Origin of the sequence: Enterococcus sp. 6D12_DIV0197, assembly GCF_002174385.1 — a bacterium.
GTDB classification, from domain to species: domain Bacteria; phylum Bacillota; class Bacilli; order Lactobacillales; family Enterococcaceae; genus Enterococcus_D; species Enterococcus_D casseliflavus.
Genome location: NZ_NIBN01000001.1, coordinates 3,724,478 through 3,740,736 on the forward strand (window position 1 = coordinate 3,724,478; position 16,259 = coordinate 3,740,736).

Below are 16,259 nucleotides of genomic sequence, written 5' to 3' on the forward strand. Positions count from 1 at the left end.
TCGTTGCCATCTTTATCTAACGCACTATCGAAATTATCTTCTGCTTCCCAGTTATCCCCCACGTAGATCGTGGAATCGTGGACATTGACGGCTGTCATTTTTTCTTTGACTGTAACAATCGCTGTACTCGTTACACCATCATACGTGTACTTGACTTCAAAGGTCCCTGCTTTACTTGTGTCGGCTTTACTAGCATCGACCGTCAGATCTGAAAGTGCAACGTCGTTACCATCTTTATCTAACGCACTATCGAAATTATCTTCTGCTTGCCATGAATCACCCACATAAATCGTGGAATCATGGACGTTGACGGCTGTCATTTTTTCTTTGACCGTAATGATCGCTGTACTCGTTACACCATCGTACGTATAGGTGACTTCAAAAGTACCTGCTTTATTTGTTTCTGCTTTACTAGCATCGACCGTCAGTTCTTGGAAATCTATCGGATTACCATCTTTATCTAACGCACTGTCGAAGTTATCTTCTGCTTCCCAATTATCTCCCACATAAATCGTTGAATCATGGACGTTCACCGCAGTTTGTTTTTCTTTGACCGTAACAATCGCTGTACTGGTTACACCATCGTACGTATACGTGACGTCAAAACTGCCGGCTTTACTCGTATCTGCTTTACTGGCATCGACCGTTAGGGCTGAAAAATCAACATCGTTGCCATCTTTGTCTAATGCACTCTCAAAATTATCCTCTGCTTCCCATGGATCACCCACATAGATTGTTGAGTCAGAGACATTTATGGCGGTCAGCCGAGGCTTAACAACTATTGTTGCATCCTTGGTTAGATTATTGAGAGTATAACTAACCGTATAAGTACCCGCTGTCTGTGTGTCTACTGTACCAGAGATAATCCCGCCGTTTGCCAAAAATTCCTCATAAGTTAGCTGTTTCCCTTCTTTTGATGAAGCCTCGATAAAGTTATCAATCGGTGACCATGTGTCTTGTGTATGAATAGTACTATCTTTAATCAAAATATCGGTATAATCAATTTGCGCTTTCTGATAAACATAGGTAACAGTAAATTCACCACGTTGAAATACTCCAATAGCATTAGAAGGCAACTTACTTGTGTCTAGCTCATATCCTGGAATTTGTGGAATATAGTCGCTAGTTGAAACGTTATAGGGCTGATTTCTACTATCATCAATTCGACGTGAAGGGTAGATTTCATGACCTGATTCATCTACATACTGAATAGTTAAGTGGCTGTTTGTAAAACGGATATTGTATGCAGCTGTAAATAGGTCATTCCCGTTAGCATCTTTGTAATGAATAACCACAGTAAACCCAAAATATTCATAATCATCAGGGCTCCAACCTTGAGTGAAATTACTCCATGACATTTGTAAAGTGTTCACTCCTATTACTGGATTGCTATGTGATGAACCTGTCATGAAATATTGCTGATCCGATTTGTACTCGTAAAAATTTCCGTCATCTCCACCTAACAGAAGACGAAAATATAGTTCATCCTGTATATATTTTTCAGGAATGGGTAAATCGATTACCAAAGATTTAAACTTAAGAGGATCATATTCGACTGTTAAATCATAAGTGAACGTTTCTGAAGCTTCCATTGGAGCCATAAGCATCTTTGAGTCTTTTTTATGTATTTGATTCTGGTCAGCATTATCTTTCATACTTTCACTCGTATTGGATTCAGATGACTGGCTTTCAGATAGTTCTTTACTGTTATCCGATTGCTCCTCATTCATAGCAGCATCATCTTCTAGACTGCTTGACGTTTCATTCTCCAAAAGGTTTTCCTTAGCTTCACTTTCAGAAAATACATCTTTGTTATCAGGCGACGGTTCCTGATTTTCACTTTTTTCAAAGCTGTTCAAAGGTTCCGATAAAAGATTGGCAGCTTCTTGTTCCTGAGCAGGTGCTATTCCGAGCGTATCTGTCAATGCTTGTACTGGATTCATTACAATTGACCCAAACAATAATCCAACTAAAAAAAGGTGCATATGTTTATTTTTCATTTTTTCTCCTCATTTCGATTTAACAAACGGCATCTTAGCATTAAACTACGCATTTTAATTTATTAAAAAAAAACACCTAACAACGGTTATTACATAAAATTATTTGCTAAATGCTATGATTTATAATGTCTATATCACAAGTGCGTAACCTACAATTCAAGGGAGGCTTACTATCTATTATTTCTTCATCTTAACCATCTCATCCTTATAATTATATAATCCAAAACTATAAACGTACTTTTTCTATTATCCTTTTTTTTTGTGCATAGGAATTTCTATTTTTTTCATGGAACTAAAATATTAGAACTGCAGACTTTGGATGCTTCTCACTAGAGAACTGACATTTTGGTATAACAGTGTACGAGAATTGTGTTTTAGAAGAAGATATATTCCATATTTTTTCATAAGCTATTGACTGTGTGGTTACCCGACAAGATATACTTATCCTCAGGAGGCTACTTATGAAATTACTTACAACAAGTGAACTAGCATCATTGTTTTCTATTTCGAAACACACCATTCGACACTATATTGATATCGAATTGCTCACACCAAAGGAACGGAATGAAAACGGGTATTTTTTCTTTGATGAAGAAAATGTCTACAAACTCTATCAGATTCTCGTTTTTAAAAATATTGGTTACTCGCTTCGTTCCATCAAAACCATTTTGACCCAATCAAACATGGCACCTTTTTTTACTGAAGCCGAACAAACGATCCAAAAAAAGATCGATGAATTGCTGGCTATAAAAAATACCGTACACGCCGTTATCGAAGCCCAAAATTCCTACAAGTTAAACGAAATAAGTTTCTTCGAGAGATCCGATCGTTATTTTCATTCTTTTCCAGAATCAGTTGTGGAAAATGGCGAGGTGGATTTGATAAAAGCCAATAATATGAATCTATCCTCTCTAGATCAAATTTTTTATGTTCATCGTGAAAATGAAGATATCCCTTGTCTTGAAAGTAAAAAGGAAGAAGGGGAATTTGCTTTTACTAAAGGGACTTATGCAAGTATGAGTTTTATCGTGGAGACGGAAGATTGTATCAAACAAAATATCGACCTTTTTTTAACTGACAAACTGCTGTCTGTCAGAAATATTTCTCAAAATCAACTCTTATTTTTTGAAAACGTCTATTGCTCATTAGCCTATAACAGCGCCACTATTTTTACTGTAGAAATGAAATTGTGAAAGAAGGAATCTATTATGTATTTAGTAACAACCGAGACCATTGCAGACCAAAAAATCAGTGAAGTAAAAGGAGCTATTTTTAATGAACAAGTGATTTCCGTGAACATTGTAAAGGACGCCATAAGTGGGATAAAAGGGATATTTGGTGGAAAATCTACTACCTATTCTGATGAATACGCTAAAGGAAGAAAGTTGGCTCTCGTGGAGTTGGAAGAACAAGCGCATCGCTTATCGGCAAACGCCATAGTCAATACGCATATCAGCTACAATCAATTTGTAAATTCAGATATTATGTTAATTGTGGTGACAGCCAGCGGAACAGCGGTTGTTGTTGAAGACTAGAGAATTCTGTATGTTTCTATAAAACGCGTTTCAAAATAAAGAAGACACGGTGCGGATCACCGTGATCTGATTTATTTTCTATACACTTAAAAGATCATTTATTTCATTAAAAAAGCGACCGCATAAAAACGGTCACTTCTGAGATCAAATGAAAAATTCTACTATAATGTTTGTTTTTTCCGATTTAATCGATGCTCATTTATTACAAAACCAGCTACCCCTACCAATATAGCTACAACAGAAACGATTAGGTCATAGACAGTCAGGTCATGAAATCTAAGAACCGGCGCTACTAAAGTAACGAGGCTAAACAAAAACACCCGTTCACTTTTATGAAGATTTGGTTCATAAGTCCTACTTGTCCAAGTGACACGAATAACGTTGTGACGAAGCAAAGACCCCCATAAAATGACTAGTACGAGGAAAGTGAGAATAATCATGAGCATCGCTGTTATGCCATAGTACTTCACTTGTCGTATAAGTGAGGACAGTATAGCTAAAAGTAAATAAAGACCCACCAATCCTAACCGTCGCTTCTTTTTGATAGTATTCATGGTCACACCCCCTCTAGACAAGATTTAAATAAATAACCAGAAAAATGACGAAACAAGTGACGGTCAGTTCGATTATATTTTCTGTACGTCTCGTACGGTTCTTTAAAAAATACCCGGAGCAGTCGAAGAAAATTGGGAGCGATATTTTTGGGGGATAAAAAATCCTACTAATATTCCTACTAGGACCAAGTAGAAGGGCCAGTTCGGTGAGATCCCGCGATTAAGAAAAGCCATGGCGAATGCAATCACGTAAATCACTACCTGAATCATCGTAATACTGTAAACCTTTTTTAACTCTTTCGACATCGTTGTGCCCTCCAGTAGAAGAAAAAAATCTTGATTGTAATAGAAGTGCTACGGCGTAACCGAGTTTTATAAAACTAACTGACCAGATTGCAACATCCTTTTCAACCGCATAAGCTGTCAATGAAGCGAATCTGGCTCCCATTTGAAAGACTGTTGTTGGCTCATTCCCTATCCGCTATCTCTCGGTTAACTCATCCCTGAATTTCAGGAATAGCTCTTTCGCTTGTCCTGTGCTCATGTTTGTCAGATCTTTGATTTTCTTGACCATGCCAATATCATTTTCGTTTTTTGAAAGCATTTGTCGTGCCATTTCTTCTTTGATTTCTGCTTCTTCTTCCTTCGTTAAATTTCTGACTTCTTTCTTTTTACCAAATAGTCCCATCCTGCTCTCTCCTTCTTGTAAAATTTATGCGCTTTTCACACCAGCCAGACTGAGTACTCTTTTCTATCTAAAATGCTGTTTTTCTGTCCATGACTTGATTCCTATACTCTAATCTACCATTTCCGTCGAAATCGAGGAAATGGTTCGTTCTCTTTTTTATTTTTAGGGAAGATATAAAAATAAAACACGGAGCCAATGATAATCGCTGGCGGCACAGAGATACTCAATAGTTTTAAAGCGGTGGTTAAAAGTACGCCTAATTTTTCTTGAATAGAAAGATTCATAATCCTGCTGAAGTTTTGATTGAACGAAGTTATGATCATCGTGACAAAAAAAATCAAGCAAAAACTAATCACCCCATACTTGATACTTACTTTTAAATCATCATTGTCTTTCTTAGTTTCTTCCAAAAGTAATGTTTCTAATGAGATATCCAATTCTTCGGCTATTTTGATCATATTTTTTTTGCTAGGGTACGTAGCACCTAACTCCCATTTTGAGATCGTCTTGTCACTTACTTCTAATAATTCTGCGAGCATACTTTGCGTTAGCTTGTTTTTTTCTCTATATTCTTTCAGCTTCATTGCTAATATCGTTTCTTTCATTCCAACCACTCCTCATCGATTTCTACCTTTTATTTTGACATAAAACCTACCATTTAACAGGAATTCTTGAAAAAGAGAGTAGAATAGAGGGGATTTTATGGCTACTTCTGGTGATTTTCCTGAAACATACTACCGAATCCTTCTTTACAACAATAGTTGCTGTGCATTCTGATATCTTCTAAATACTATCAAACCAGAAATCATAAGCGTCTGTAAATAATTAAAGGAGATGCAAAAACTTCCAAGTTTTTGCCCTCCCTCATTTCTCAAGAAAATATGTTAACAGAAGATTCTCTTCCTATCATTCTTATTAAAACAAGCCAAAGTATTTTTTCACTTCAATATACACTAAAGGAAAAATGGATAATCCGATTACCCATAGCCAGTCAACTGCACGAAGAGAAACAAAGCCAAAAATGGTTTGCGTGAATGGAATCGTTACTAACAAGATAATGATCAATGCACCTATGAAGGTTGTCATTACTAACAACGGATTGCTCAAAAAACGCAGCTTCAGGATAGATTCTTTACTTCTACAATTAAACATATGCACAATAGTTGATAATCCCAATACAATAAATGTCATTGTTTGCGAAACCTCTATCGATTCTAGACGTCCAATTAGAATCGCGCCTAATGTGACGACTGTAAAAACAATTGAGATTTCTACAATTTTTACCAATAATCCTTGCGCAAAAATGCTCGTGTATTTAGTGATAGGGTCTTCCTTCATTGCTTTTTTGTCGACTGGCTCAATGCTAAGACTCATTCCTGGGATTCCATCTGCAACTACTTTTATGATTAACAATTGAACCGCTGTAACAGGTACTCCCCACCCAACGAGCAAGGAAATTAAAACGATCGTCAGTGCAGAAATATTGCAACCAAGCATCGCGTATAATGATTTTCTGATATTGCTGTATACCCGTCGTCCTTCTTCAACCGCCTGCACAATCGTCGCAAAATTATCGTCTACTAAAACCATATCAGAGGCTTCCTTTGCTACTTCTGTGCCACCTCCCATTGCGATCCCTACATCAGCTGCTTTTAATGCAGGTGCATCATTGACACCATCGCCAGTCATAGCGACAATCTCATCGTTTTTTTGGAATGCTTTTACGATTCGAATTTTATCTTCTGGGGAAGTACGAGCAAAGACTCGATAGTCATCAATCACACGAGCTAATTTTTCATCGCTCATTTCATGTAAATCCGCTCCGATCATTGCTTTTTTCCCATCGGTGAGAATTCCTACATCCTCTGCGATTTTCTTTGCTGTCAGTAAGTGATCCCCTGTGATCATTACGGTTTGAATCCCTGCTTGTTTTGCAATAGAAACAGCCATATAGCTTTCAGGCCGAGCTGGGTCGATAATCCCAACAAATCCTGCAAACTCTAACTGACTTTCAAGAATTTCTTCAGTAAGACGTGTAGGTTTTTCATCGTATCTTTTATAAGCAACGCCCAAAACACGGTATGCTTGATTGGCCAACTCATCATGCTTGTTCACGTAGGTGGGGTTGTTCGCATCAATGAGATCCAAGCGATCAAAAGCCCCTTTTGTGACAGAAACATATTGGTCGTTTACTTTATATAAGACAGTCATCCTTTTTCGTTTTGAATCAAAGGGAACTTCATGAATCTGTTCAAAGGTTGAAGCGACTTTACCTAGTTCCTCTTTAGTGAAGAGCGATGCCAGTTTTTTTCTGATCGCCAACTCTGTTGGATTACTGGTTACTGTTGCATTTTCTTCCATCGAACTAGCAAGATAGAAAAGAAATAAGAGATTTTTTTCCTTCTCTTCTGTTATTTCTAAGCAGGAAGTCAGTCTATCCTTCATCATAATAACTTCTTTTACGATCATCTTATTTTCGGTAATCGTTCCAGTTTTATCTGAGCAGATAATTGAAACACCTCCAACGGTTTCTACTGTTGAAGGAGTCCTAACGATGGTTTTCTTCAGTGCCATATTCCTCATACCAACTGCTAGAGAGATTGTTACTACGACTGGCAAAACCTCTGGAATAGCAGCAACAGCCATGGATATTGCGGTCATGATGCTGGTCTCTAAAGACAATCCTTTGCTGATTCCTATAGCAATCGCTAGAAAGCCAGAGAGAATAGCGATTAGTCCTAGAACTTTCCCAAGTTTTTGCATTTTTATTTGTAGAGGGGCTACGGTTGTTTCTTCCTTGCTTAATAAGCTCGATATTTTACCAATTTCCGTATTCATTCCTGTCTTTTCAACTCGAACGTTTGCTTTTCCTGTGACGACCAATGAGCCAGAAAAAACCCAGTCTTTTCTGTCCCCTAAAGAATCTTCCCTAGAAGAAAAATAGGTGGGATCTTTTTCACTTGGTTCACTTTCACCAGTTAGAAACGATTCATCAACAAAGAAATTACTACTCGTTAAAAGCTTGGCATCTGCTGGAATACGATCCCCTAATGTCAACTGAACAATATCACCAGGAACAATGTTCAAACTTTCAATCTCTTTTAACACCCCATCTCTGAATACTTTACTTACGGGAACACTCATCTTATTTAATTCACTCATTGATTTTTCCGCATGTTTTTGCTGTCGAATCGACAAATATAGATTAAGAATGACAATTGAAAAGATGACTATTGGTTCCGTAAAATCATCAGGATGATTTTGAAAAGCAACATAACTAGATAAGAGCGTTGCAACGATTAAAATCAAGATGGTAATATCCTTCATCGACTCTTTCAAATAGTCATAAAAATGCTTCTCGTCTTTGCTTTCTATGGAATTAAACCCATATTTTTCTAGCTTCATTTCTGCTTCTTTACTGGAAAGTCCCGACTGGTTAGGGCTCTTTCCTTTTTCTTTCAATTGTTCTTTTAACATCTGCCTATACCTCCTAAAACAAAAAAGAAGTCAGACAAACTAACCATAAAAGCCTAAGGTTAGTTTTTCTGACTTCAATAAGATTTATTCCGGCGAACAAATCTAATGTCATTATTTAAATTCCACCTAATTATTGCACATCCGAATATTTGGGTCAAGATTTTCACGATGACCGATCAATCCAAATGAGAGAATCGTATGCAAAATCGAGAAAAAGTACGTGTACATCCTGATCCTAGAGATAAGAAGCACGCCTCTACAAAATGATTTCAGGACTTTCTTTCCTTAGCACATAATCATCACCTGTTACTTTAAAATACTCTTGAACCAACTGACTTAACTCTTTGATTGCTTCATTCACCCGAGCCCGTTGTGTTTCATTGATCGATTCAATGAATAAAACAGCATGGGTGGTCTCTTCTGTTAGCATCGTACGTTGGGCTTCCCGCCAATTTAAGCATCGACAGATTGCACCTTTCTCATCATAGTAAATGACTTCCTTTTCCAAGGCTGGGGAATCAGTATCTGCACCTAAGGGAAAGAAAGATTCGCCACCTTTTGCAACGCCCAAATGAAGGTCGCCAACGATTGTATCGAGGTCTTCTCCGCCTAAAGGGACACCATATTTCAAGGAAATACTATTATAAATATCTACTAAAGGATTTATGGGAGAAAATTCTCTGTCTTGATTCACCCGTTTCAACAGTGCTTCGATGGAAGAGCGTACCCCTTTTTTCGTTTTAAATTGCTGAAAAGCGCTTCGCCATTCTTGGATCACTTGATTTTCACTGAAGGTGTCGGTCGTTAAGTAGCGCTTTGCTTGTTCTTTACTATTTTTTAGCAAATCAGTAAAAAACGTTTCGTGTGCAACATCGGCAACATTGTTTATATTTTTTACAACAAGGCAGTTGATTTGGGCTTCTGGAAACAGCGCCCAAAATTCTTGATCGACCATTATTTTCTTCACTTTCTCTACACTCCTATTTGGTTTATTTGGACAAATTCATGTCCTTTATTTTTCAGGCTCTTTGTTTTTTCAGCAGCCATCATCGCTATATCCTTTTTAACAAAATATCATCTACCTGTGCTTCTTTTCCCATGTAGAATGAATGTTGCCCTACTTTGTGAAAGCCCATGTGCTCATAAAAAGAACGTGCGTTGAAGTTCTTTTCCCACACACCTAACCATATGTATGATTTGTTCCATTTTTTTCCTATAGATTCAGCTAACTGGATGAGGTATTTTCCATATCCGCTTCTTTGGAATTTCGATCGAATGTAAATTCGCTCAACTTCCATAGCGTTCTCTTTTATGCTTTCTGTTTGAGCATTACCCACATTTAGCTTTAAATAGCCAATGATTTCTTCCGATTTTTCTATCAAATAAAAATGGCTTTCATCCTCAGTGAGTTCTTCCCTTAACTTTTCTGTTGTATAGCTTGAATTGATGTAGTCCATCAAATTTTCTTCTTCATTTTGATCTTTAAATGTATCCGTAAACGTTTCAATACTTACCTGTTTCAAAATATCAATGTCACGTTCTGTGCATTCAACCAAGTGTAAGCTTTCCATCTGTCTTCTCCCTTCAATAGTCTCTTTTGATCCCGTTTTTGACGTTGATCCAATCAACTTCTACCGAAGATTTTATTTTTGCCAGCATTTCCGCAAGATTTTTTCTTTCTAAAGCAGATAACTGTTGAATCGCTACTTTATTTGAATAGTTATTTTCTCTTATGATTAATTGAACCGCCTGTTTTCCTTTGGAAGTTGTGTATAAGTGTTTGATTTTTTTATTTTCTTTATCTGACTCTTTTAGGATAAAACCATTTTCCTCTAACTTTTTTACCGCCCGGGATAAAGTCGTGCGATCAACTTTGATGAGTTCGGCTAATCGTTCAGGAATAATTCCTTCATTTTCAAATATACGAACTAAGTAAATGTATTGCCCTTTACTGAGTTGAACCTCTTTAAATTCAATATTAGCAATTGATTCCAACATTCTACTGATCGAACCTATCTCACGAAGTATATCCTCCACGAACTATCCCCTCCCTATCTAGCACTATAATAGCCCATTATTGTTGCATATGCAACAATAATGGGCTAGGTTTATTTTATCACCCTATTCTTAAATAAAAAAGACTAAATAAAATATGGTTTCTAAAATAATTATGTCTTACTATCAATCAAGCATACCCAATGGTTTTCTTGCAACCCCCATATCAATATTCTCTGTTCTTGATATTTGGTTTTTCAATTGCTGAATAGGACTCTTTGATAGAAGGTCATTTAATTGCTCATCATATTCAAAGGATTTATTTTCTCTGTTTAGCAGATTATTAAACCAATTCTTGACCTCTAAAGGATAAATATTTCCCCATACGGAGGAAAGACGTGTAAAGCCTAATTCGATTTTTTTGTTTAAATCCTCTTCTCCACCAGAATAAAGATATATTTCTTTTCCTTGAGGGAAGACATATTCTTTTATTTTATTATAATCTCCAGCTTCTTTTATTCCTATTATATTATGAATTTTGAGGACTTCATTAATGACTCCAGGGCTGCAATCAATTCCAGTGCGCTTAGGGTTATTGTATAAAATAATAGGTTTCTTAGTTGAAGAAGCCGCTACTTCAATAAAATTCTGCAACTCTAATTGATTAGGCAAAATATAAGGAGGAACTCCCAATAATATACCGGATATAGATTCTAACGTATTGATATGTTTCATTAGAGTCACAGCGTCTTTTTGACGAACACTAGCAACTCCAAAAATTATTTCAAAATCCTTATTGAACCCTCCCTCTTCTTCGATAGAATCAAGAATTTTAATTTTCTCATCCAAAGACATACTGTGTTGTTCACCAGTAGACCCACAGACAAGGACAGATGTTATTCCAAGTTTTTGTAGATAAAGAATGTGGTTAATTGTCGCTCGTGTGTTTACTTCTTCGTCTTTATAAAATGCAGTTGGAACAGCTATGTGATAGTTACTTTTTAAATTTTTCATTATTTTCACTCCTAAATGGAATTTTTCAATACATATTAATTGGATTGTAGATTATTGTAAATCTAAATTATAGAACTGTTATAATAATTCCTATTGATCGTCCTATGATTATAATCAATGTAGAACAAAAAGGACCGCGTTTCTTCTAAACTGATGCCCAATACAAAAATAGAGGTGGCGTAAACCACCTCATAAAATATTCATATTTTTGAAATTGACTTATATAAATCAATAATCTCTTTTGCCAAATCTTTAAACGCAATTGCAGTCATTAAGTGATCTTGACTATGAACCATCAAAAGAGAAATTTCTATGTGGTTACCTCTGGCTTCTTCAGATAACAAACTAGTCTGTGAATGATGGGCTTCCACCAAAGCTTTATCAGCATTCCGAATTTTCTGGTAAGCTTCTTCAATATTCCCTGTTTTTGCTTCCCGAATCGCTTCCATAGCGTGACTCTTTGCATCACCGGCATTGACGATCAATCCCATGATTACTTCCAAATTATTATCCATTTCGCTTCCTCTTTCGTTCCTAGATTATTTACTAGATCGTATCACAGATAACAGAAATTAAGTTATATTATCATTACTCTAAAGTCGTACAAGTAGAAAGAGCTAACCTTTCATAAAGTTTTTGAATAATAGTAACTGTGCAGGTTAAACAAAATACACTTAAAAAAGAATATAAAACTTTTTCACCAGGAAATACTATTAGACTACTCAAAACAATGCTCCCATCTATAAGAAACAAGACAAATCCTTTGTTTAGTCTCTTCATATGGCTTATGATTAAAGCGATTGCTGCAGATCCACCTGTAGAAGCATTTGCATAATATAGTATACTGACACCAACTCCAGTTAAAGTTCCTCCCAAAACAGCATTTACAAAATTATCGAATGGTGACACAGGTATGCCTTCAAAAGCTAAGACTAAAGCAGGTTGTAATAATCCTCCTAAGAGTGTTCTAATCGAAACTGATAGTCCAAAATATACGTAACACCAAACAAGTACAGGAACATTAGCTAGAAAAATAATGTAGCCTACCTTAATCGTCATGAATTCATTTAAAACAGTTGCTAAACCAGCGACACTTCCTGAATTTATTTGTGCAGGGTTTAGAAAAGAATTATAAGCAATCGCTATAATGCTAACGCCTAAAATAATTAAAGAAAATATGCCCCAAGTATTTCTACTCATTTTTTTCTTCATGCAGAGAGATTCCGTTTGTTGCAATCGCTTTTTGATACCATTCAAAGCTGTCTTTTTTTATACGTTGTCCTGAACCATTACCATAGTTATCGTAATCGACATAAACAAAACCGTATCTTTTTTCCATCTCAGAGGAAGAGCAACTAACAATGTCTATTGGCCCCCATGCATAAAACCCTTTTACATCAACACCATCTTTTATTGCTTCTTCTACTTGAATCAAATGATCTTTGTAAAACTGTACTCTGTAGGGATCATGTATTTTACCAGATTCTAATTTATCAAATGCACCAACACCATTTTCAGTGATATAAATCGGTTTCTTCCATCTATCCCAATACTCATTAAGCGCAATTCTCAACCCAATTGGATCAAAACTCCATCCCCAATCACTTTCTTTAAGGTTAGGATTTCTAAATGCTGATTTCTTATTCATATATGTTTCTGCATTGGTGATTTTAGAATAATAATAAGAAAAAGACATGAAATCAGCTGTATTTTTTAAATCTTTCTTATCTTGTTCTGTGATCTCAATATTAAATCCTTTTTCATCAAAAAAACGAAACGCATATCCAGGGTATTCACCTCGTAAGAGAATGTCTCCAAAGAAATACTCCATTTGATTTCTTTTTAAAGTTGCCAAAACATCTTCTGGTTTACAAGTTTCAGAATAAGCTAGTTGATGACATAGCATCATTCCAATTTGAAAATCCGGATTAATTTTCTTAGCAATTTCAGTTGCTTGCCCACATGCAACCATTTCATTATGAACACCTTGATATTTCGCTTCTTCCAGATTATTCACCTTATCCTCTGCTATTCCTAAGTGATTAAAAGATTCATGAACGATTAAGTTAATCTGATTTACAATAATCCAATATTTGACTTTATTTTTATAACGATCAAAACATGTCTCACAAAATTTTACAAAAAAGGCAATGAGTTCTCTACTATACCAACCAGTATAATTAGTAGTTAAATTTAATGGCATTTCATAATGCGATAAGGTAATCATCTGTCTCTTATACACATCTAGATGTGTATAAGAGACAGCTACTATACCAACCAGTATAATTAGTAGTTAAATTTAATGGCATTTCATAATGCGATAAGGTAATCATTGGTTCCATATCATTTTTTATGATCTCATCAATTAAATCATCATAAAATTGCAAGGCTTTTTCATTTGGTGTGCTATCATCTCCATTAGGAAATACCCTAGCCCAGCTAATGGAAGTACGAAATGTTTTTAGTCCTAATTCTTTCATTAATTTCAGATCATCTTTATACGTATGATAGAAATCAATAGCTTCTCTTTTAGGATAGATTCCTTTTGTATCCTTCATTGCAAATGTCACATACTCAGATGTTATTTCTTCATTATATTTTTGATCTAATGGAATATCAGCTTCAAAACGGTTAATATCAGCAATACTCCATCCTTTACCGTCTTTATTCCAAGCCCCTTCTGCTTGATTGGCAGCAATCGCACCGCCCCATAAAAAATCCTTTGGAAATACAGTACTATTCTTATTCATAATTTTCTCCTTTCAAATATACCTAATCCATTGATTCTTTTATTAATTTAGACTCATATGCCTTAAAGAAAGGATAATAAATGCCTAAACTGATTAGAAAATTAATTATCACTAAAACTAAAGCCTTCAGACTCGTGGTAAGAATAACCGATCCGAATATAGACGGAACAGTCCATTCTACTGCTAGAGGATAGGCCATACCAGGGATAATCCCTGTTGAAAAAGCTAGGTATGTCACAAGAACGGTAATTATTGGTGCTATAAAAAATGGAATAGCTAATGCTGGATTTAATACAATTGGAAGACCAAATAGCAATGGTTCATTTATGTTAAAAAATCCAGGTAGAATTGAGAGCCGCCCCAATTTTTTAAGATAAGGTGCTTTTGAGAAACACATTAATGTGCACAATGCCAAAGTTCCTCCTCCTCCACCTATCCAAATAAACGTAAAGATAAACGGTTTAACACCAATATTGGGTATAGCTTCACCAGCTTGAACTGCCAACATATTTGCTTCAGCATTCATAATCCATATAGGAGTCATAATTGCTGACAATACATTGGGATGCATTCCGAATAACCACATTAAACAGGTTAGAAAAACAAATACTAAAGGTGCCCAGATCGTATTTGATCCCACACTTAACAAAGGTGAGACAATTTTACTAATCAAGTCATTAATATCAAATCCTAAGAAGTGAACAACAAACCACACAAATCCTATCGATAAAAAAATTGGAATCATGGAAGAAAAGCTTTGCATAACATTAGACGGCACTTCTTCCGGCATTTTAATCCCAACATTATATTTCTTACATAACCTCATAACTTCAATAGCAACGATTGCTGTAATGATTGCTGTGAACATACCTTCTCCGCCAAGATACTTAGTTGATAGAAATGTCCCTTCATCAAAAGATGTAAAATCCAAAGTAACTAAAAATGTAAAAAATGCAGCAATTCCTCCAGAAAGGCCATCTAATCTATAGCTTTCCGCTAATCGCTTCCCAATTGAGAAAGAAGCATATACAGAAAGCAGCCCTACACTCATTCTAAATGGAATCTTCAATTGGGAGACTAAATCAGGATTATCTGCAAGAAAATCCACATAACTTTTCGGCCATGGCAAACTTGCAACTAATAAAAAAATTGAGCCTATAACAGTTAATGGAATTGTGGCAATTAATCCATCTCTCACTGCTTTTAAATGTCGTTGATTAGCCAATTTAACCATTGGAGGCATCAATCTCTCTTCAATGAAACTCATAGCATTATTCATTATTTTTCCCCATCTCTTAAAGTTTGTAGCTACAAGTAGATTATACTAAGCAAAAGAAATCGATTTCAACGGTGTAAAGTTTCCAAATTTGGATACAAAAAAACCTTCTGTCAAGAAGGTCATAATTCATTGATATCAAGATAATAGAGCAACGCTACAAAATAGTTTGTATATAATTTAGTCGAAATAAAATTAGAAGATGAAAAAGATGTTTTGTCAAGAATTACTAGCTCTTTGAAAGAGTCTTTATGTGAGTGAGTCCGTTCGTTCAGATTAGTAGTGATCAAAACAGATTTATCTTTAATTCGCTCTAGCTGTTCTACTTTTTCTCTATCCATCCATTGTCCTGTCATAGAGATAAATATTGATAAATCAGCTTCATCAGCCATATCCAATAAAGTCCCTACAGGTGTGGATCTATTTAATAAAAAAACTCTGTAACCACTACTATGGAGGACTTCTTTCAATAAGTTTACAGATTCAAAAGTAAATGCGGGTGAAATCAGTGCTACTGAATTTGCTGATTGAATCAAGCTGGCTATTCTTATAATTTGATGGTAATCAAACATCGAAAAAATTTTTAAATCTAGTTGATAAGAATTTTGGATGAAATTTTGAATACTCTTTTGTGGATTGTCTGATTGGATTTCATGGAATAGATGAGCTTCTTTAGATAGTTTTTCTTGATCATGCCTAAGGTCGAAAAAACTTTCGTAACCGAGTTTTTTACAGAACTTTGTAACTGATCCCTTGGAGGTAAAGGCATTCATAGCAACTTCTTGGCTAGTTAAATCAGGAAATTTATCTAAATTATCAAGTAAAAATTTTGCAATATAGAAATCTGTACTTAATTTGTCACACTTATAAATAAAATCCACTAATCTAATATAGAGATTATCCGATATTTTCTTTCTATCCACTGTTTGTTCACCTTTTTTATTTTATATATATTATAACACTATTAACC

General features: G+C 35.5%; 16 protein-coding genes and 2 pseudogenes. 2 read left to right on the forward strand and 16 right to left on the reverse strand.

The window, feature by feature from the left end; translation table 11 throughout:
* Positions 1-2,000: bacterial Ig-like domain-containing protein (locus A5867_RS18030; protein WP_087628124.1), on the reverse strand; the 2,000-nt coding region annotated here is incomplete at its 3' end.
* Positions 2,001-2,461: 461 nt separating this feature from the next.
* On the opposite strand from A5867_RS18030, the gene A5867_RS17630 reads away from it, so the two are divergent.
* A complete protein-coding gene (locus tag A5867_RS17630) occupies positions 2,462-3,193 on the forward strand; it encodes a MerR family transcriptional regulator (RefSeq protein WP_087628125.1) in 732 nt (243 codons plus the stop codon).
* A 15-nt stretch (positions 3,194-3,208) separates the two neighbouring features.
* The gene (locus A5867_RS17635; RefSeq protein ID WP_087628126.1) at positions 3,209-3,535 is read left to right on the forward strand and encodes a YbjQ family protein; all 327 of its coding nucleotides are present in this window, start codon (positions 3,209-3,211) and stop codon (positions 3,533-3,535) included.
* 161 nt (positions 3,536-3,696) lie between these two features.
* Here the strand turns inward: A5867_RS17635 and A5867_RS17640 are convergent, their stop codons facing one another.
* The 15 genes and pseudogenes from A5867_RS17640 to A5867_RS17715 all read right to left on the reverse strand — a co-directional run bounded on the left by A5867_RS17640 (position 3,697) and on the right by A5867_RS17715 (position 16,212).
* A complete protein-coding gene (locus tag A5867_RS17640; protein ID WP_087628127.1) occupies positions 3,697-4,089 on the reverse strand; it encodes a hypothetical protein in 393 nt (130 codons plus the stop codon).
* 13 nt (positions 4,090-4,102) lie between these two features.
* Positions 4,103-4,395 (reverse strand): annotated as a pseudogene (locus tag A5867_RS17645) (hypothetical protein).
* A 175-nt stretch (positions 4,396-4,570) separates the two neighbouring features.
* Positions 4,571-4,777 (reverse strand): hypothetical protein, encoded by a 207-nt coding sequence (locus A5867_RS17655; protein WP_005230526.1) that lies wholly within the window; start codon positions 4,775-4,777, stop codon positions 4,571-4,573.
* 113 nt (positions 4,778-4,890) lie between these two features.
* Positions 4,891-5,382 carry a helix-turn-helix transcriptional regulator gene (locus A5867_RS17660; protein WP_087628129.1) on the reverse strand — a complete coding sequence of 164 codons (492 nt, stop codon included), beginning with the start codon at positions 5,380-5,382 and terminating at the stop codon, positions 4,891-4,893.
* 310 nt (positions 5,383-5,692) lie between these two features.
* Positions 5,693-8,254, reverse strand: coding sequence for a cation-translocating P-type ATPase (locus A5867_RS17665; RefSeq protein WP_087628130.1), 2,562 nt, complete (start codon positions 8,252-8,254; stop codon positions 5,693-5,695).
* Between the two features lie 256 nt (positions 8,255-8,510).
* The gene (locus tag A5867_RS17670) at positions 8,511-9,209 is read right to left on the reverse strand and encodes a B3/4 domain-containing protein (protein WP_087628131.1); all 699 of its coding nucleotides are present in this window, start codon (positions 9,207-9,209) and stop codon (positions 8,511-8,513) included.
* Positions 9,210-9,306: 97 nt separating this feature from the next.
* Positions 9,307-9,825 (reverse strand): GNAT family N-acetyltransferase, encoded by a 519-nt coding sequence (locus tag A5867_RS17675; protein WP_087628132.1) that lies wholly within the window; start codon positions 9,823-9,825, stop codon positions 9,307-9,309.
* A 13-nt stretch (positions 9,826-9,838) separates the two neighbouring features.
* Positions 9,839-10,291 carry a MarR family transcriptional regulator gene (locus tag A5867_RS17680; RefSeq protein WP_087628133.1) on the reverse strand — a complete coding sequence of 151 codons (453 nt, stop codon included), beginning with the start codon at positions 10,289-10,291 and terminating at the stop codon, positions 9,839-9,841.
* Between the two features lie 144 nt (positions 10,292-10,435).
* Positions 10,436-11,263 carry a dihydrodipicolinate synthase family protein gene (locus tag A5867_RS17685; RefSeq protein WP_087628134.1) on the reverse strand — a complete coding sequence of 276 codons (828 nt, stop codon included), beginning with the start codon at positions 11,261-11,263 and terminating at the stop codon, positions 10,436-10,438.
* 200 nt (positions 11,264-11,463) lie between these two features.
* On the reverse strand, positions 11,464-11,778 hold the full coding sequence (locus A5867_RS17690; RefSeq protein ID WP_087628135.1) for a PTS lactose/cellobiose transporter subunit IIA: 315 nt from the start codon (positions 11,776-11,778) through the stop codon (positions 11,464-11,466).
* Positions 11,779-11,851: 73 nt separating this feature from the next.
* Positions 11,852-12,475: a YitT family protein gene (locus tag A5867_RS17695; protein ID WP_087628136.1), complete on the reverse strand. Its 624-nt coding sequence runs from the start codon at positions 12,473-12,475 to the stop codon at positions 11,852-11,854.
* Entirely contained in the window at positions 12,456-13,490 is a 1,035-nt protein-coding gene (locus A5867_RS17700) for a glycoside hydrolase family 1 protein (protein WP_087628137.1), read from the reverse strand. The genes A5867_RS17695 and A5867_RS17700 overlap by 20 nt, the downstream gene beginning before the upstream one ends.
* 46 nt (positions 13,491-13,536) lie before the next feature.
* Positions 13,537-14,013, reverse strand: a pseudogene (locus A5867_RS17705) (family 1 glycosylhydrolase); the annotation flags it as partial.
* A gap of 22 nt (positions 14,014-14,035) precedes the next feature.
* Positions 14,036-15,292, reverse strand: coding sequence for a PTS transporter subunit EIIC (locus A5867_RS17710; RefSeq protein WP_087628139.1), 1,257 nt, complete (start codon positions 15,290-15,292; stop codon positions 14,036-14,038).
* Between the two features lie 119 nt (positions 15,293-15,411).
* On the reverse strand, positions 15,412-16,212 hold the full coding sequence (locus A5867_RS17715) for a MurR/RpiR family transcriptional regulator (RefSeq protein ID WP_087628140.1): 801 nt from the start codon (positions 16,210-16,212) through the stop codon (positions 15,412-15,414).
* Between the last annotated feature and the right edge of the window lie 47 nt (positions 16,213-16,259).